General features: G+C 63.5%; 15 protein-coding genes and 2 riboswitches. Of the genes, 11 read left to right on the top strand and 4 right to left on the bottom strand.

What is annotated here, in order from left to right:
- The 5 genes from C2134_RS06360 to C2134_RS06380 all read left to right on the top strand — a co-directional run.
- A partial coding sequence (locus C2134_RS06360; RefSeq protein WP_146042102.1) for an NAD(P)/FAD-dependent oxidoreductase occupies positions 1 to 349 on the top strand: 349 nt, incomplete at its 5' end.
- Between the two features lie 178 nt (positions 350 to 527).
- On the top strand, positions 528 to 1,625 hold the full coding sequence (locus tag C2134_RS06365) for an ABC transporter substrate-binding protein (RefSeq protein ID WP_233196372.1): 1,098 nt from the start codon (positions 528 to 530) through the stop codon (positions 1,623 to 1,625).
- Between the two features lie 67 nt (positions 1,626 to 1,692).
- Positions 1,693 to 2,598, top strand: a complete 906-nt coding sequence (locus C2134_RS06370) for an ABC transporter permease (protein ID WP_103318481.1) — start codon at positions 1,693 to 1,695, stop codon at positions 2,596 to 2,598.
- Positions 2,595 to 3,395: an ABC transporter permease gene (locus tag C2134_RS06375; RefSeq protein WP_103318484.1), complete on the top strand. Its 801-nt coding sequence runs from the start codon at positions 2,595 to 2,597 to the stop codon at positions 3,393 to 3,395. The genes C2134_RS06370 and C2134_RS06375 overlap by 4 nt, the downstream gene beginning before the upstream one ends.
- 15 nt (positions 3,396 to 3,410) lie before the next feature.
- Positions 3,411 to 4,415 (top strand): ABC transporter ATP-binding protein, encoded by a 1,005-nt coding sequence (locus tag C2134_RS06380; RefSeq protein ID WP_103318486.1) that lies wholly within the window; start codon positions 3,411 to 3,413, stop codon positions 4,413 to 4,415.
- 32 nt (positions 4,416 to 4,447) lie between these two features.
- Here the strand turns inward: C2134_RS06380 and C2134_RS06385 are convergent, their stop codons facing one another.
- Positions 4,448 to 6,325 (bottom strand): methyl-accepting chemotaxis protein, encoded by a 1,878-nt coding sequence (locus tag C2134_RS06385; RefSeq protein WP_158248708.1) that lies wholly within the window; start codon positions 6,323 to 6,325, stop codon positions 4,448 to 4,450.
- Between the two features lie 327 nt (positions 6,326 to 6,652).
- Positions 6,653 to 6,798, top strand: a riboswitch (yybP-ykoY riboswitch).
- Positions 6,799 to 6,860: 62 nt separating this feature from the next.
- On the opposite strand from C2134_RS06385, the gene C2134_RS06390 reads away from it, so the two are divergent.
- The gene (locus C2134_RS06390; protein WP_103318490.1) at positions 6,861 to 7,859 is read left to right on the top strand and encodes a sodium:calcium antiporter; all 999 of its coding nucleotides are present in this window, start codon (positions 6,861 to 6,863) and stop codon (positions 7,857 to 7,859) included.
- 192 nt (positions 7,860 to 8,051) lie between these two features.
- Positions 8,052 to 9,065, top strand: coding sequence for a hypothetical protein (locus tag C2134_RS06395; RefSeq protein WP_103318493.1), 1,014 nt, complete (start codon positions 8,052 to 8,054; stop codon positions 9,063 to 9,065).
- Between the two features lie 93 nt (positions 9,066 to 9,158).
- On the opposite strand, the gene C2134_RS06400 is transcribed toward C2134_RS06395, so the two are convergent.
- On the bottom strand, positions 9,159 to 9,935 hold the full coding sequence (locus C2134_RS06400; RefSeq protein ID WP_043628805.1) for an HAD-IIA family hydrolase: 777 nt from the start codon (positions 9,933 to 9,935) through the stop codon (positions 9,159 to 9,161).
- A gap of 354 nt (positions 9,936 to 10,289) precedes the next feature.
- Positions 10,290 to 10,457: riboswitch (M-box (ykoK) riboswitch) on the top strand.
- 75 nt (positions 10,458 to 10,532) lie between these two features.
- On the opposite strand from C2134_RS06400, the gene C2134_RS06405 reads away from it, so the two are divergent.
- Positions 10,533 to 11,558, top strand: coding sequence for a magnesium transporter (locus tag C2134_RS06405; RefSeq protein WP_103318495.1), 1,026 nt, complete (start codon positions 10,533 to 10,535; stop codon positions 11,556 to 11,558).
- A 116-nt stretch (positions 11,559 to 11,674) separates the two neighbouring features.
- Here the strand turns inward: C2134_RS06405 and C2134_RS06410 are convergent, their stop codons facing one another.
- Both C2134_RS06410 and C2134_RS06415 read right to left on the bottom strand, forming a co-directional pair.
- Positions 11,675 to 12,619: an ornithine cyclodeaminase family protein gene (locus tag C2134_RS06410; protein ID WP_103318497.1), complete on the bottom strand. Its 945-nt coding sequence runs from the start codon at positions 12,617 to 12,619 to the stop codon at positions 11,675 to 11,677.
- Positions 12,606 to 13,571, bottom strand: a complete 966-nt coding sequence (locus tag C2134_RS06415; RefSeq protein WP_103318500.1) for a threonine/serine dehydratase — start codon at positions 13,569 to 13,571, stop codon at positions 12,606 to 12,608. Before C2134_RS06415 ends, C2134_RS06410 begins: the two co-directional genes overlap by 14 nt.
- Before the next feature lie 309 nt (positions 13,572 to 13,880).
- Between C2134_RS06415 and C2134_RS06420 the strand changes: the two genes are divergently transcribed.
- The 3 genes from C2134_RS06420 to C2134_RS06430 all read left to right on the top strand — a co-directional run bounded on the left by C2134_RS06420 (position 13,881) and on the right by C2134_RS06430 (position 17,852).
- Positions 13,881 to 14,528, top strand: a complete 648-nt coding sequence (locus C2134_RS06420) for a helix-turn-helix transcriptional regulator (protein ID WP_103318503.1) — start codon at positions 13,881 to 13,883, stop codon at positions 14,526 to 14,528.
- Positions 14,529 to 14,707: 179 nt separating this feature from the next.
- The gene (locus C2134_RS06425) at positions 14,708 to 16,948 is read left to right on the top strand and encodes a M9 family metallopeptidase (RefSeq protein ID WP_103318505.1); all 2,241 of its coding nucleotides are present in this window, start codon (positions 14,708 to 14,710) and stop codon (positions 16,946 to 16,948) included.
- 103 nt (positions 16,949 to 17,051) lie between these two features.
- Complete coding sequence (locus C2134_RS06430) at positions 17,052 to 17,852, top strand: AraC family transcriptional regulator (protein ID WP_233196373.1); 801 nt, start codon at positions 17,052 to 17,054, stop codon at positions 17,850 to 17,852.
- Positions 17,853 to 17,859 lie beyond the last annotated feature (7 nt).

Consider the following 17,859-nt stretch of genomic DNA (forward strand, 5'->3'; position numbering starts at 1 on the left):
GGACAAGGGTTTCGACACCAGCATCACCTACCCGGAGATCAATGGGCTGGTGCGAGGCGCAGTGCGCTGCCTGCCGGAACTCTCCAACATCAACATCAAGCGCTGCTGGGCCGGCTTGCGCCCTGGCACGCCAGACGAGTTGCCCATTCTGGGGCCGGAAGACGGCATAGAAGGCTATCTGAACGCCTGCGGCCATTTCCGCACCGGCATGCTTACCTCGGCCATCACCGGCGTGCTGCTGAACGGCCTGGTGCGCGGCGAGCCGCTGCCGCTGGACATCACGCCGTTTCTGGCCAGCCGTTTCCCTAACCGCAGCGAAAAAACCATGGACTTCGCGCTGCACGCCTGACCGAGTGTCCGCCCTGCGCCGCCATGGTCTTTTGGCCTGGCGGCTTTCCTCCTAACGCCTTGTCATCCAGCCCTGAAACCAGTTTGTCATATTAATGACGTCGTTTTGTCATCAATCCCTCATAACATCGCATCAGTTTTTCGATAGATAGGCCACTGGCCGTGAAAGGGGACCAATGATGAAGAACAAGCTCGCTTACCTCGCCGTTGCCGGCACGCTGGCAACGGTTGCCAACGCCGCCCTGGCCGCCAACCTCGATGCGCTGGTCAAGGCCGCCAAGAAGGAAGGCGAACTGACCGTGATCGGCCTGCCCCACGACTGGTGCGGCTACGGCAATGTCATCGCCGGCTTCAAGGCCAAGTATGGCATCAAGGTCAACGAACTGAATCCGGACGCCGGCTCCGCCGACGAGCTGGAGGCCATCAAGGCCAACAAGAACAACAAGGGACCGCAGGCGCCGGACGTGATCGACGTCGGCCTGTCCTTCGGCCCGCAAGCCAAAGCCCAGGGCCTGCTGCAGCCGTACAAGGTGTCCACCTGGAAAACCATTCCGGACAACGTCAAGGACAAGGATGGCTACTGGTACGGCGACTACTACGGCGTGCTGACCTTCCAAGTCAACAAAGACCTGATCAGCAAGGCGCCGGCCGACTGGGCCGACCTCTTGAAGCCGGAATACAAGAACGCCGTGGCACTGGCCGGCGACCCGCGCGCCGCCAACCAGGCCATTCAGGGCGTGTTCGCCGCCGGCCTGTCCCAGGCCAAGGGCGATGTGGGCAAGTCCGCCGACGCCGGCCTGAAGTTCTTCTCGCAATTGAACAAGAACGGCAACTTCGTGCCGGTGATCGGCAAGGCCGCCTCGCTGGCCCAGGGCACCACCCCGATCATCGTGCGCTGGGACTACAACGCGCTGGCCGACCGCGACACGCTGAAGGGCAACCCCAAGATTGACGTGATCGTGCCGAAGACCGGCGTCGTGGCCGGCGTCTACGCTCAGGGCATCAGCGCCTACGCGCCGCACCCGAACGCCGCCAAGCTGTGGATGGAATACCTGTTCTCCGACGAAGGCCAAGTGGCCTGGCTGAAGGGCTACTGCCACCCGATCCGCTTCAACGATCTGACCGCCAAGAACAAGATTCCGGCCGATCTGATCAACAAGCTGCCGGACGCCGCCGCCTACAAGAAGGCCGTGTTCCCGACCATCGAGCAGCAAGAAGGCTACAAGGCCGGCATCACCAAGCAGTGGGACAGCGTAGTGGGCAGCAACGTCAAGTAAGCCGCTCCCTCGTCAGTCACCAGGGCCGCCCAGGGCGGCCCTTTTACCTCGCTCGAGAAAAACAACGATGTCCGCATCCACCGAATCCATACCGACGCCCGTCGCCGGCGCAGCCGCCGGCGGCACCCGCGCCGCGCTGCTGTCCTGGCTGGGCGTCGCGCCGTTTTTGCTGTTCGCGCTGCTGTTTCTGATCCTGCCCACCGCCATGCTGATGGTGGGCGCTTTTCAGGATGCGCAAGGCAACTTCACGCTGAACAATATCGCCCGCCTGTTCGACGACAATATCCTCAGCGCGTATCGCATCAGCCTGCAGATCAGCGCCGCCTCCGCCGTGCTGGGCACCCTGCTGGGCCTGTTGCTGGCGCTGGCCGCCATCCGCGGCGGCCTGCCCGCCTGGATCCGCCCGACGCTGACCACGTTTTCCGGGGTGGCGTCCAACTTCGCCGGCATCCCGCTGGCCTTCGCCTTCCTGTCCACGCTGGGCCGGATGGGCCTGGTCACCATGCTGCTGCGCAAGTATCTCGATTTTGATCTGTACGCCAGCGGCTTCTCCATCCTGAGCTTCGCCGGCCTGACGCTGACCTATCTGTACTTCCAGGTGCCGCTGATGGTGTTGATCATCGCCCCGGCCGTGGAAGGATTGAAGGACGAATGGCGCGAAGCCTGCGAGAGCCTGGGCGGATCGGCCTTCGCCTACTGGCGGCACATCGCGCTGCCGGTGCTGTGGCCCAGCTTGGTCGGCGCCGCGCTGCTCTTGTTCGCCAACGCCTTCGGCGCCGTGGCCACTGCCTACGCGCTGACCGGCAGCTCGCTGAATATCGTCACCATCCTGTTGTACGCGCAGATTCACGGCGACGTGCTGCATGACCAGAACCTCGGTTACGCGCTGGCGCTGGGCATGGTTCTGATCACAGGCAGCGCCAACGCCGGCTATATCTGGCTGCGCAAGCGCAGCCACCGGGAGGCCGCATGAAAACCAAAGCCACATCGCGCCTGGGCGCCTGGATCGCCATTCTTTTGGGCAGCGGCTACTTCCTGCTGCCCTTGATCGCCACGTTTGAGTTCAGCCTGAAGATGCGCCGCGAAGGCTACAGCCTAGAAGCCTACAAGGTGGTGCTGGCCGACCCCGGATTCCAGCACAGCTTCGCCTACTCCGCCGCGCTGGCGCTGCTGACCATTCTGGTGGGGATTCTGCTGGTGGTGCCCACTGCGTTCTGGATACAGCTGAAGCTGCCGCGGCTGCGCCCCTTGATCGAGTTCATCACCCTGCTGCCGCTGGTGATTCCGGCCATCGTGCTGGTGTTCGGCTACCTGCGATTGTACGGCAGCGGCGGCTGGCTGCCGTTTACCGGCAACGAGCGCGGCACCGATCTGCTGCTGGTATTCGGCTACGTGACCCTGGCCCTGCCCTATCTGTACCGCTCGGTCGACACCGGCCTGTCCGCGATCGACGTGCGCTCCTTGACCGAGGCCGCGCAAAGCCTGGGCAGCGGCTGGTTCGACATCCTCAGGCTGGTGATCTTCCCGAATCTGAAAACCGCCATCCTGTCCGGCGCCTTCCTGACCTTCGCCATCGTGATCGGCGAGTTCACCCTGGCCAGCCTGCTGGCGCGCCCGGCCTTCGGCCCCTATCTGCAGCTGATCGGCGCCAACCGCGCCTACGAACCGGCCGCGCTGGCCATCATCGCCTTCCTGGTCACCTGGGCGGCGATGGGCCTGATGCAGGTGTTCAGCCGCAACCGCGCCGAGCTCGGCGCCGACAAACACTGATATACGGAAGCAATCATGGCATTTCTGCACATCGACCATCTGAACAAGCGTTTCGGCCAGCAGGCCGTGGTGCACGATTTCAACATGCAGGTGGAAACCGGCGAGTTCGTCACCTTCCTCGGCCCGTCCGGCTGCGGCAAAACCACCGTGCTGCGCATGATCGCCGGTTTCGAGACGCCCAGCGGCGGCGTGATCCGCCTCGCCGGCGACGACATCACCTACCTGTCGCCGCAGAAGCGCGGCATCGGCATGGTGTTCCAGAGCTATGCGCTGTTCCCGAATATGAATGTGGTGGACAACATCGCCTTTGGCCTGAAGATGCAAAAGCGCTCGGCCGACGAAATCCGCCGCAAGGTGGGAGAAGTCATCGCGCTGGTGGAGCTGAACGGCCGCGAGCAGCACTTCCCGCACCAGTTGTCCGGCGGCCAGCGCCAGCGCGTGGCCCTGGCCCGCGCGCTGGTGGTGGAGCCGCGCCTCTTGCTGCTGGACGAGCCGCTGTCCGCCCTGGATGCCCGCATCCGCAAGAACCTGCGCGAGCAGATCCGCGACATCCAGCGCCGCCTGGGCCTGACCACGATTTTCGTGACCCATGACCAAGAAGAAGCGCTGACGCTGTCCGACCGCATCTTCGTGATGAATCAAGGCAAGGTCGAGCAGGAAGGCGCGGCGGAAACCATCTACACCCAGCCGGCCACCGAATTCGTCGCCCGCTTCATGGGCAACTACAACCTGCTGACGGCGCAGCAGAGCCATGCGCTGCTGGGGATGGAGATCAGCGGCCATTTGGCCATTCGCCCGGAATCGGTCCAACTGCTGAGCCACGACGACCCGACCGAAGGCGCGCTGCCGGCGGTGATCCGCCAGCATCAGTTGCTGGGGAACGTCATCCGCTATCAGGTGGAAGCCCACGGCGCCATGCTGCAAGTGGACCGGCTGAACCGCAACGCGGCCGACCTGCTGGCCGGCGGCACCCAGGTGCGGCTGAAGATCGCGCGCGACGACTTGCGCGAAGTGCGCTGAACGCCAGCCCGAGCGGCTCTACCGCTTGACCGCTACGGCCCCGCCTCTGCGGGGCCGTTTTGCTGCGCCGGCTCCGTCCCCTGCTGGAAATACTGCATCTGGCGGCGCAAACTATCCGCCCGCATCGCCACCTCCTGCGCCGCCGCGGACAGCTCCTCGCTGGCGGCGGCGTTGTCCTGCGACAGCTGGTTCAGCCGCTGCATGGCCTGATTGATGCCGCCCACCCGTTGCGCCTGCTGCGTGGCCTCGCAGGAAATGCCCTTCACCAGTTCCAGCGTCTTGAGGCTGGACTCCACGATATCGCTCAACTGCTGGCCGGCGCTCTCGGCCAACTGCACGCTGCTGATCGCCACCTGGCCGATCTCCTGCGCCGCCGCCTGGCTGCGCTTGGCCAGCTTGCGCACCTCGTCGGCCACCACGGCGAAACCCTTGCCGTGCTCGCCGGCCCGCGCCGCCTCTATCGCCGCATTCAAGGCCAATAGATTGGTCTGGTAGGCGATGTCGTCGATGATGTCGGTGCGCTTGGCGATCTTGTGCATCGCCGCGATCGTCTGCTGCACCACCCGGTTGCCCTCCGCCGCCTGGACGCTGGCGGTATCGGCCATGCCGCCGGCGTGATTGGCGTCGTTAGCCATGCGGAACATGCAGCCGGCGATGTCGTCCACCGACGTGCTGGTGCCCTCCACATCGGCCGACGCGCGCGCCGCGCCCTGCGACAGCCCCTGCGACGCCGAATTCAGCTCGTCCGAAGCATTGGCCACCGCATCGGCATCTTCCTTGACCTGCATGATCACCCCGGACAGCCGCTGTCCCATCTGGCGGATGTGGGCGGCCAGGCTATGGGTATCGCCTTCGCGCAAAGGCAGGAAGAAATCCAGCCGCCCGGCCGACAACTCGCGCATCCCCTGCGCCACCTCGTCCGGTTCCGCGCCCAGGGTGCGGATGATGTTGCGGCCCACCACCACCGCCAGCCCTACGGGCATCAACAGCAACAGCAAACCCAAGAGCACCAGATAACTGCTCAGCCGCGCCGAACTGGCCTGTTGCTCCAGCAAGCGGCTTATCTGGGACAGGATGGCCTTCTCCACCCCCATCAAGGCGTCCACCCGCCGGCTGGACACCTGGAACCACTCGTCCGGACGCAGGCTCTGCATGGCGCCGGCCCCGCGCGCCAGCACGGCATCGCGCGCCGACTCGAACTGGCGCGAGCTGTCCATGGCCGCCTGCAGCACGGCCTCGTCGCCGCCATATTGGCGGTATTGCGCCCGGCAAAGCTCCTCCTGCGACACCACCCCGCTGACCTGGCGGAAATTGGTGATGCTGAAACTGCCCACCGTCAGTACCCCGGTGATCAGCCCGCGCGCGCGTCCTGTGTATTCCTTCTGGCAATTCACCGCCGACCATTGCAAAACCAAGGCCTGCACTTGCTGCGTGTTGGCATGGAACAGCGCGACGATGCGGGACAGCTGCTCGATCATGTCGGAATAGCGCAGAAAAGCCGGATCGGGAGAGATATGGCGGGCATCGATGTCGCGCCGCAATTGCGCCAAGGCGTCCTGGCGCGGCACAGCGTTGTCGAGATAGGCGCGCAGTTCATCGGACATGTCGGCGCGCGACTGCCGTTGCAGACGCTGCAGCACATCGTCCGCCGCCACCCTGGCCTGGCTCAGCGGCAGGGGCAGCGGCTGATGCAGGTTCAGATAGCCATAGCTCAGCCCGCGCTCCGCCTGCAGGTCATGGATCAGGTCGCCTGCCAGCGCAATGTTTTCCGCCAGCGACTGATCCCGGTTCAACTCCTGCAACAGCTGGCGTTGATGCCAGGCATAGCCAAGCGCCGCGATGAACAGCGCCAGCACCAGCGGCGCAATCAACAGCACCAGTTTGTGGGCGACCTTGAGCCGCGCTCGCATAGCCATCCCTCCCACGCCAGAATGATTCACTATAGGAGTACCCAGGCATTGGTGTAAGCGAAAGCACTTAAAGCCTGTCCGAGCTTTTTTCCCAGGCCAATTAGGTTGGGCGGTTTATCGGGGGAACCGCTTGTCCATCCGCGACAGCGCCGCGTCGGTCCAGGGTAATCAGGCGGCCCGCGCAAAACCATGAAACTGAGCGTGATGGCGTATGCGCTGGGCAACCGCGCTCTTTTCCTTATTTGTGCAAGGCGGAACCCTGGCAAAGCAGGGTGTTCCGCCACTGCGCACAACAGAAGACAGGATGGCACCAAGCTGATAACATCGCCCGCTGTAGTCATTGGGGAGTAGCCATTCCCAGCGTCCCCGCTGGGAAGACCACGTCAACAAACTTGAGGCAGCTGTCTCATGGCGTGGTCAGCCGCTGCAGCAGCAGCGTGAGCCCGGCGAGACCTTTGGCCGCAATGCGCTTTGCCAGCCGGGCAAGCCGCATTGCCGCGCCATTGGAATCTTGCTTGCCCGGCCGGACCGTTTCATGTTTCTCACTCTTGTCCTGTTTTTCCTGTCAGCCGTAGCGATCTATCTCGCCTGCGAATATTTCGTCAATGGCATTGAATGGGTTGGCCGCGGCATGAAGCTCGGCGCCACCGCTGTCGGCTCGGTGCTGGCGGCCTTCGGCACCGCGCTGCCGGAAAGCGCCGTCACCTTCATGGCCGTGGTGTTTGGAGACACGCCCGCGCAGAAGGATCTTGGCGTAGGCGCCGCGATGGGCGGACCGCTGGTTCTGGCCACCTTGGCCTACGCCGTGGTTGGCTTTGCCCTGCTGCTCAATCGAAAACGTCTGGTTCGGGACTCGCACCAGGTGCGGGTGGACCATGCCCGGCTTAGCCGCGACCAGGCCGCCTTCCTGGCCGTGTTTGTGGTCAAGGTGGCGCTCGGCCTGGTCGCCTTCGCGATCAAGCCCTGGCTGGGCGTGCTGTTTCTAGCCGCTTACGCCATCTATGTCTGGCGCGAAATCCGCGATGCCGATACCGCGGAGGACGAGGAAGCGTTAGAACCGCTGAAAATCCGGCCGCACAGCAGCCAGCCCTCGCTGGCCTGGGCCGGGCTGCAAACCGTGCTGGCCTTGGCGTTCATCGGCTTCGCATCGCATCTGTTCGTCGCCCAGCTCGAAGCCATCGGCACGCTCATGGGATGGTCGCCCCATCTGGTGGCGCTGCTGCTCAGTCCTGTCGCGACAGAGCTGCCGGAAACCATGAATGCCCTGATCTGGGTGCGCCAGGGCAAGGAACGCCTGGCGCTGGCCAACATCTCCGGCGCGATGATGATCCAGGCCACCATCCCCAGCGCGCTGGGCATGTTCTTCACGCCCTGGCGCTTCGATGGCCCGTTGCTGGCCTCCGGCGTCATTACCTCGCTGGCTATCGCCTTCCTATGGCTGCTGTTCCGGCGCGGCGCGGTGGATAGCCGCGCGCTGATGGCCGTCAGCGGCTTGTACGGCGTATTCGTGGCCTTCATCGTCGCCTGTAGCTAGCAACAGACGGATGGCTGGCCCGCAGCGGCCATCCACCCCGCACACAGGGCGGCTGACCTGTCATTTCTGCCAGCCATGCTCTGGCCGTCAACGGCTAGGCTCATCCCAGGCTTGGCGAAGTCCAGCCATCACACTTAACGCTCAGGATCTTAGGCCGTTTCTCGCTTATTCACCGTTTTGCAAGGAGCAAGCATGGCAATCATGAATAGCAAGGCTTTGATCAGACAGCTGCTAGGGGCCGCCTCGCTGATGGCGGCATTTCTGGGCATGGCGTCCGCCGCCGCGCAGGCCGAACCCATGGGCCAGCTGACCTCCGCCGCCGCTCAGCGGCCGTCCAATGTGCCAGCCGGCTATGTGATTACCCCGTTCGGCTATTTCCATCCGTCCTGCGTGCAGGAAATCCATCCGCAAGAAAAGCTGCTGGACCATGGCCGCATCCAGGGCGCCGATGGCTCTGTCCGAACAGGCGTTCTCTGCCAGCATGTCCGCTACACGCTACGCGGCGAAGCCATCAGCCCGCGCGACACGCATCCGGCAGCGCGGCCAGCGGCGTCCGCGTCGGCTCAGGATGCCGTCAACGGCTGGGTGCTGGACACCGAGCTGACCACGTCCTCGGCCTATGGCGGCATCAACGCCCGCTGGACTGTGCCGGCGGCCCCGGCCGCAGCGGATGGCCAGGTGGTGTATTTCTTCCCCGGCCTGCAGGACACCAATAATGTGCAGAGCATCCTGCAACCGGTATTGGGTTGGAACGCCTTCAACGACAATCGCTGGACCATCGCCAGCTGGAACTGCTGCCAGGACGGCGCGGTCAACTACAGCACCCCGCAGAACGTGGCCAGCGGCGACCTGATCGTCGGCACCGTGCGGAACAACTGCGCGGCCGGCACGCGGACTTGCACGTCTTGGAACATCAACACGCAGGACATAAGCCGCAACGTTTCCAGCGCGCTCAATCAGACCAGCAATTATGGCCAGACTTTCAACTGGGCGTTTGGCGGCGTGCTGGAGGTGTATGGGGTAAGCCGCTGCGACGACTATCCACGCGATGGCGCCATGAGCTTCACCGGCATCCAGTTGCTGGACATCAACAAGAAGCCCATCACTCGGAGCGCCAGCCTGGGCTGGCGCTCCAACGTGCTGCAGCAAGCCGGGTGCAATTTGAACGCCAGCGCCAGCCCATCGGTGGCCAACCTCAGCTATTGATCGACTTCAACGCCGCCGCGCAGCTTGCTGCCGCGGCGGCGTTTTGCCTAGCTGGCCCTCGGGTACGCAGGCGTAACCGATACGCCGGGACTGCTACAGCGCATGCGGATCGATGTCCGCCACGCTGTCGAACACATAGTCCGGCTGATACGGAAACTGCTCCATCGATTCGCGGGTGGAGACGCCGGACAACACCAGCGCAGTGCACATGCCGGCCTCCAGGCCGCCGACGATGTCGGTATCCATGCGGTCGCCTATCATCACCGCCTCTTCCGGATGGACGCCCAGCTTGCGGGTAGCCAGCAGCATCATCAGGGAGTTGGGCTTGCCGACGATATAAGGCTTCTTGCCAGTGGCGGCCTCGATGGCGGCCAGCAGGGTGCCAGCGGCCGGCTCGTAGCCGCCCTCGATCGGATCGATCATGTCCGGATTGGTGCCGATGAACTTGGCGCCTTGGTCGATGAAGCGCACGGCTTTTTTGATCTGCTCGAAGCTGAAGGTTTGCGACTTGGCCACCACCACGTAGTCCGGGTGCGATTCCGAAATCGAGAAACCCACGTTGTACAGCTCGTTGATCAGGCCGGCGCCGCCCACCACGTAGGCAGTGGGCATGGCCTTGCGGGTCTGGCTCTTCAGGAACATCGCCGTCGCCATCGCGCTGGTGATGAAGTTGTCCTCGGTCAGACCAATGATGCCCAAGCCTTCCAGCTTCAGCCGCAGATCCAGCGGCGTCTGCTCCGCGTTGTTGGTCAGAAACAGGAAGGGGGTTTGGGTGTCGATCAGGCGTTGGACGAACTCGCGCGCGCCGGGAATCAACTGCTTGCCCCGATAGATCACGCCATCCATGTCGGAAATGATGCTCTTGCTCATAGGTGGTTCCAGAACGCAGTGCCGATTGCGCGGGCACGATCGCGGGCCGCGGCTGGGTTGCGCGACCGGCACAGCATAGCACGGCTGCGGGGCGGCTTTATTGCGCAGGCAAGGCCTTGCCCTCCGCAGCCATGAGTCACGCCTGCCTGCGGCCGCGATATGCGGCATGCCCACGGCAGATTACCCCTTCGCTTGTTTATGATAATGATATTTATTATAAGAAAAACGGAAAAATATGGAACAAAAGCGACAATCCTCGCTCAGACCTGTCTGGCTGACGCCCAAGCGGGCCGGCCAGACGGATGCCGCGCCCGTCCTCCAAAGACGGGTAGGCGCCCAACTCATCGAAAAGATGCAGTATCTCGTTCGGCGAGGCTCCTATGCAAACACAGGTCACTGATCTGACGACGTCGAGAGACGCCCAAGGTTAGGACAGGCTTTATCGGATTAAGGTTTAGCCCAAAGTGACTTCCCTGGCAGGATACGTTGCATAGTGCCAAAACCTAGACGCGGAGATCGCTTCCTGCACTCGCCTCCTGGTTGTCGCCCCCATTGAGAACTGTTTGCGGTTTAAACAGCTAAACGGGGAATTCCTACATGACTTACGTCGCAAGCCACATCCACGCCGCCGCACCACAAGCGGATATTGATTTGAAAGAAACCGTCGCATCCTATATGAGCGCCTCGCTGATCACGCTCAGACCAGGCATGTCGGTCGGCCGCGCCCGCGGCCATATCCTGAGCCAGTTGCACGAGAACGATGTTCCGGCACAGGTCTTTGTCACCGATGACAGCGGCTTTCTGCATGGCCGGCTGTCGCTGAAGGCGCTGCTGACCGAGCAGGATGAACAGCGCCTTGTTTCCACCATGATGCTGGCGCCCGACTACTCGGTCGAGCCCGGCCAGTTGCGCCGGGATATCGCGCCGGAACTGACCGAAAAAACCCTGGACATCGTGCCGGTGGTTCGCGGTGGCAAGCTGGTGGGCGCGCTGTACGAGCGCGAAATCGCCGCCTTGATCCGCGATGAAGGCACCGACGACGCCCAGCGCCAAGGCGCCAGCCTGCCGCTGGACACGCCGTATCTGAGCACCAGCCCATGGGGCCTGTGGAAGAAGCGCCTGCCCTGGCTGCTGCTGCTGTTCGCCGCCGAAGCCTACACCAGCACCATCCTGCAGGTATTCGAGGAACAACTGGAGGCGGTGATCGCGCTGGCCTTCTTCATTCCGCTGCTGATCGGCACCGGCGGCAACAGCGGCACGCAGATCACATCCACCCTGGTGCGCGCCATGGCGGTGGGCGAAGTGGGGCTGCGCAATCTGGGCACTGTGCTGCGCAAGGAAGTCACCACCTCGTTCATGATCGCGCTGGCGATAGGCATGGTGGGCTTGCTCCGCGCCTGGATGCTGGGCGTCGGCCATGAAGTGGCGATAGTGGTGTGTTTGACCTTGTTCGCCATCACGGTATGGAGCGCCATCGTGTCGTCCATCATTCCGATGCTGCTGAAGAAGATGCGCATCGACCCGGCCGTGGTGTCTGCGCCCTTCATCGCCACCTTCATCGACGGCACCGGTTTGGTGATCTATTTCAACATCGCCAAGCTGGTCATCACCGATCTGGCCTGACGCCAGGGCGATCGACCCGCGTCCGCTACCCGCTTTAATGTCGGGTGGCTCCCTTTCGAAAAGCAGCCCGCCCGCTCCGGATGGAACGGGAGGACTGCTCCCAGCTGGCAGCCGCCTCAGGCCGCCTGTTCGAGCACGCTGGCGGCGATGGCGGCGTCCTGGACGCCGACGCCGGTCAGATCGACCAGCGTGATCTGTTCTTCGCTGCGCCGAAAACTCCGGTCTTGGGCCAGCGCAGCGCCCAGTTCGATGATGCGGGAAGGCGCCAGCAATCCTGCATTGACCGCGTGCGACAATTCGCCGTAGGCCACGCACTGCGCCAACGAATCAGCGACCACCACATCCGCTTCTGCCGCGATGGCCGGGTCCAGTTCCTGCTTGCCCGGTCCGTCTGCGCCCAGCGCGGTGATGTGCGTGCCCGGCCGTATCCAGCCGCGCTGCAGCAGCGGCCCGCGCGACGGCGTCGCCGTGACGATCAGGTTCGCCTGCGCAGCCACCTCGCGCGGATCGGCCGCCGCGAGCGCGCGGAAGCCCAGTTGCGCGGCGAAGGCGCAGAAGGCGGCGGCCTGCTCCGGTTGCCGGCTCCAAACCCACACGTCACGACAATCCGTGACCTGCATCAGTTGCTCCAGTTGAGCGCGCGCCTGCTCGCCCGCCCCCAGCAAACCTATCGCCTCGACCTTCGCCGGCGCCAATAAACTGGCCGCCAGCCGCCCGGCAAGTGCGGTCCGCATCGTGGTCAGCCAACCTTGGTCCTGCAACAGCGCCAGCACCCGGCCGTCCGTGGCCGACAGCACCAGCACCAGGCCGTCGTTGCTGGGCAAGCCGCGCGCCGGGTTGTCGTAGAAACCGGTGGATATCTTCACTGCCAACACCTTCTCTCCGGCGATATAAGCCGATTTGACGCAGCAATCGCCGTTGGCGTCGGCGAAGTGGAAGTTCTGCACCGGCGCCGACAGAACATCGCCGCGCGAGTAGGCGATGAAGCCGGCCCTCACCCTGGCCAGCGCGCGCTCTGTGTCGAAGCGCGAAATGATGGTTTCCTTGTCAAGCAGCTCCATGGCAGGCCTCCAGAAATGTCTCCAGCTTGATGTTGCGCCCACACAGCACCACCGCCACCGGCTGGCCGCGGTATGCCTCGGCCTGTTGGAACAGTCCGGCCATCGCGACGCCGGCCGCGCCCTCGACGATCCAGCGCTCGGTCTCGGCGATCTTGCGCATCGCGGCCTTGATCGCCGCCTCGTCCACCAGCGCGGTCTTGTCTATCACCCGCTGCGCGATGGGCAAAGTGATTGCGCCAGGCTCCACGCCGCCTGCGGTGCCGTCGGAAATGGTGTCCAGCTCCTCATATTCGACGATCTCGCCAGCCAGCATGCTCTGATACAGCGCCTGGGAATGGCGCGGCCAGCAGCCGACGATCTCGGTACTCGGGCTCATCATCTCCAACGCGGAGCCGATGCCGGAAATCATGCCGCCGCCGCCCACCGACGCGAACACCGCCGCCAGGCCAGGATGCTGCTCAGCCAGCTCCATCCCTATCGTGCCCTGGCCGGCGATGACGTCGACGTCGTTGTACGGCGAGACGAAGGGCAGCCCCGCCCGTTCGGCGAGCCGCGCGGCCTCCAACTCCACTTCCAACATCGGCGCGTCGATGACGACCACCTTCGCGCCGTGGGCGCGGATCGCGTCCAGCTTCACCTCGGACGCCGCGGCCGACGCGTATACCGTGACCGGCACGCCAGCCAACTTGCCGGCCAGCGCCACGCCCAGGCCATGGTTGCCGCTGGACACCGTGGCGACGCCCGTCCGGCGAGACATGGCGTCTAGCAGCCGGATCTTGTTGCTGGCGCCGCGGAACTTGAAGGAGCCTGTATGCTGCAGATGTTCGCATTTCAAATACACCTCGCATCCGGTCAAAACCGACAACGCCGGGCTGTGGTTCAAAGGCGTGACGGCGACCTGCGGCCGCAATGCGCGATGGGCATCGGGTATGCACTGGTACAAATCGTTCATGATCTTGCGTCCTGTAAAGTAGCCCGGCGGTACACAGCGTCCACTGCGCGGGATTGAGTTGAGATGGAATTAAATATAGACAAAAATTATACAATAGACAATTAGTACAAAAATAATCGTATCCGAAATCACGAATCATCCAGTGGAAAACTAAGACAAGTCCGCTGACAAGACTTGCCGGGAAAGCCATTTCAGGGCAATTGGCCGCTGAAAAAGATCCTGCCGACGAGTGCAACATTCAGGCGACACTGTCCAAAAATGAGACGAATTGTCTATAATCCAAACCATCGTTCACTTCTGCCCGCCGTCATGCATCGAACCCAGCCTTCCCCGGTGAAAGATCTGCTGCTGAATCGCTACGCCCATATCGCCGACGGCATCGCCGCCTTGTTTCATCCCTATGTCGAAGTGGTGATCCATGACCTGTACGATCAGACCGTGCTGCACATCGCCCACAATCTGTCCCGCCGCGAACCGGGCGACGACTCCGCCCTGGAAGAGATACCAGGCACCGCTCGGGAACGCGTCGTCGGCCCCTACGAGAAACTCAACTGGGATGGCCGCAAGATGCGCAGCGTCAGCGCGGTACTGTTCGATGACCTAGCCCGGCCCGCAGGCATGATGTGCATCAACTTCAATATCGCGGTGTTCGATGAGATGCGCGGGGCGCTGGACATCCTGCTCCAAGGCGCGGGCATGCGGCCGCAGCCGGACGAGCTGTTCCGAGACGACTGGCAGGAGCGGATCAACCTGTTCCTGCACGGCTGGTTGCGCGAGCGCGGCGCCAGCCTCAACAGCCTGCGCCGCGCGCAGAAACGGCAATTGGTGGACGCGTTGCACGCGGAAGGCGCGTTCAGCGGCAAAAGCGCGGTCAATTACGTGGCCAACGTCCTGGGGATGGGCCGCGCCACGGTATACAAGCGGATCAAGGAGTTGCGCGAGGCCGAGGCCCAGTAGGCCGGTCACCGCCACCTTCCCATGCTCAAGTCAGGCCGCCCCGCTCGCCGCACACGGCAGAGCCGGAACGCATTTGGCAAATCTGCGCGCGGCGGCGGAAAGACTCGGCAAGAAATGCGCAAGGACACTAGGCATGATTTTCGGGTCAGGGAAACGCCCTGATTTTCCGGAGACAAAACATGCGAAGCATCTCACTTGCCGCGCTGTGCATCGCCTTGGCCGCCGCGCTGGCGACGCCTGCCCAGGCCTCGCCCAAACCGTACAAAACGCCGCACCAAGCGAAAATACAGGCCCGGCAACCGGCCGCGCCGCGGCTGTGGCAGCATCGTCCGCCAACGGACTTCCAAGCCCGCTATCGCCTGCAGGACAACCGCACCGTGATCGGCCGGCCGCTGAAGAAACTGATCCGCCACGCCGCCACGCCGCAGTGCCAGGACATGAACGCGCTGGCCAGCCACAGCGGCGCCGACCTTGCCAACTACCTGGCCACCCTGCCCGACTACACCTGCGCTTATGGCCTGTTTGCGCTGGATAAGAACCTGGCATCGACGATCTTCACGCCCTCGAATCTCAATGCGGCGGCCAGCCGCTTCATCCAGGAGGCGGCAGCCTATGACGCCTCGTCGATGGCGCTGGTGAATCTCACCTTGTACCTGCGCGCCGGCTACTATCTGGCCAGCACCGGCACGCTGCCGGCGCTCGACCCCAACCTGCAATCCTCGCTGCGTCCCGGCATCCGCCAGCTGGCGGGCGGCGCCGCGCTGTTCGCCGCCAACGCCCAGGCGCCCACCACAGCCAATGAAGTGATGACGCTGATCACCAATATGGCGGATGAGGCCTATTACCTGCCATCGATACGCGCCATCATCCAGCGCTACACCAACAGCGCGGCCAATCCCAATGCCGCGCTCGCCCTGCGGGAAAGTTCGGCCAGCCGCGGCTTCACTGGCGCGCTGACCGTGCTGTTCTACGCCCATGGCCGCGCCAATGCCTTGCCGCTGCTGCAGAATGACGGCAGCTATGCGGCGGCGCTGACTCAGTTCGTGCTTGCAGACAAAACCAGCCTGATCGGCACCGAAAGCGCCTTCCAACTGGGCGACGCCACCCGCGAGGGGCTGCGCTTCATGCAGTACCCGGCGCTGCTGCCGTCGATCAAGCCGCAGGCGAAGACCATTCTGGCCGGCAGCAGCATGACCGGCGCCGGCAACGAGATGTGGCTGGCCGCCGCCGAGGCGGTGAAATACTACGATGCCAGCCATTGCAGCGAATATGGCACCTGCAATTTTGAAACCCGGCTCGCCGACGCCGTCCTGGTCAACCGCTACACCTGCAGCCCCACCATCCGCATCCGCGCCCAGGAAATGACCGACGAACAGATGCAATCGTCGTGCGCGCTGCTGCAAAAGGAAGAATCGTATTTCCACCAGATGCTGCAAACCCACAAACAGCCGGTCGCTGACGACAACAACACCTCGCTGGAGGTGGTCGTGTTCGACGACTACGACAATTACGCTAAGTACGCCGGCGTGATTTACGGCATTGGCACCGACAATGGCGGCATGTATGTGGAAGGCAATCCGGCCGATCCGAACAACCAGGCTCGCTTCATCGCCCACGAAGCCTCGTGGCTGCGCCCGGTGTTCAATGTGTGGAATCTGGAGCATGAATACATCCACTACCTGGACGGCCGCTTCGACATGTATGGCGACTTCGCCGCCGCTACCCAGCAGCCGACCGTATGGTGGATAGAGGGGTTGGCCGAATATCTCTCCTTGCGCAACGACAACCAGACCGCCATCGACGTGGTGAACACCGGCAACTACAAATTGAGCCAGATTTTCGGCAACACCTACGACATGCCGGACTATGTCACCCGCGCCTACCGCTGGGGCTATATGGCCACCCGCTTCATGTTCGAGCGGCACCGCGCCGATATCGACGCCATGCTGCCGCTGTGGCGCAAAGGCGACTACGCGGGCGGCTATATGGGCTTGATGCGGCAGATCGGCAACCGCTACGACGGTGAATTCGCCGCCTGGGCGCAATCGGCCACCACTGCCGGCCAGCCGCCGCTGCCTCCAGCTTCCAGCCTGCCGCCATGCAATGAAGGCTATCCGAACCGGCTGGGCAAGAACTGCTCGATCACCGCGTCCGCCGCCGGCGCCGCCTACGCCACCATTCTGCTGCCGGCCGGCGCGCGCAACCTGCGGCTATGGACCAGCGGCGGCACGGGAGACGTGGATCTTTATGTCGCCAAAGACCGCTACCCGACGCCGTCCAGCTATGACTACGCCTCGGCCAGCGTCGGCAATGAAGAATCCGTCGCCATTCCCTTGCCCCAAAGCGGGCATTGGTATTATCTGACGCTTCAGGCGAAGCAGCCGTTTGCCAGCGTCAGCGTCAACGCCAGTTACGAATAATCTAAGCCGCCGCGGCGCAGCCCTCGCCGCGGCTTTCTTGCAAAATGCATGAAGTTGATCCATGTTATCCATGTAAATGCCAAGTAAATAATTGGCAACCAGGATGGCATCGCCACCACGCCGCCGCCAGGCGGCCTTGCGCAAGGATCGTCACAACATGCACATGTCCCTGCAACAGCCATTTCTAATCAGCGAGCTGCCTGCCGCCCGCACGATGGCGTCGCTGTTCGACCACCTGCCCGATGTCGTATTCGCGATCAAAGACTTGAACAGCCGCTACCTTGCGCTCAGCGAGGGCTGCGTGTTGCGCTGCGCGCTGCGCAACCGCTGCCAGGCGGAAGGCCGCACCGCGCATGAGCTGTTTCCCAGCGCCATGGCAGACCGCTACCACGCGCAAGACCGCTCGCTCTACGCCGAACGCGCGCCGCTGCGCAACCGGCTTGACCTGACCGTCTACCCCGACGGCGCCCACGGCTGGTGCCTGACCAGCAAGCAGCCGCTGCAGCATCCGGATGGACGGCTGCTCGGCCTGGTCTGCATTTCGAAAGATCTGGCCGATCTGACCCGAGAAAAACTGCTGGATGAGCGCTTTGCCGCTTGCGTAGACCACATCCAGACCCACTACCACCGCCCGCTTCATCTGGACGAGCTGTGCGAGCTATCCGGCCTCAGCATCGGCCAGCTGGATCGGCGCATGAAACGCGTGTTTCAACTCTGTACCGGCGACTTCATCCGCCGGACCCGCATGGATGCGGCCAGCCACGCCATTCGACACAGCCGTCGGCCTCTGGCGGACATCGCCACGGCTTGCGGCTTCTCCGACCAGAGCGCCCTCACCCGACTCTGCCGGCAGTTGCTGGGCGTCAGTCCTCGCCAGCTCAGAATCGGCCTGAATCGCGGCTGAAACACAG

The organism is Chromobacterium sinusclupearum (assembly GCF_002902845.1).
Classification (GTDB): domain Bacteria; phylum Pseudomonadota; class Gammaproteobacteria; order Burkholderiales; family Chromobacteriaceae; genus Chromobacterium; species Chromobacterium sinusclupearum.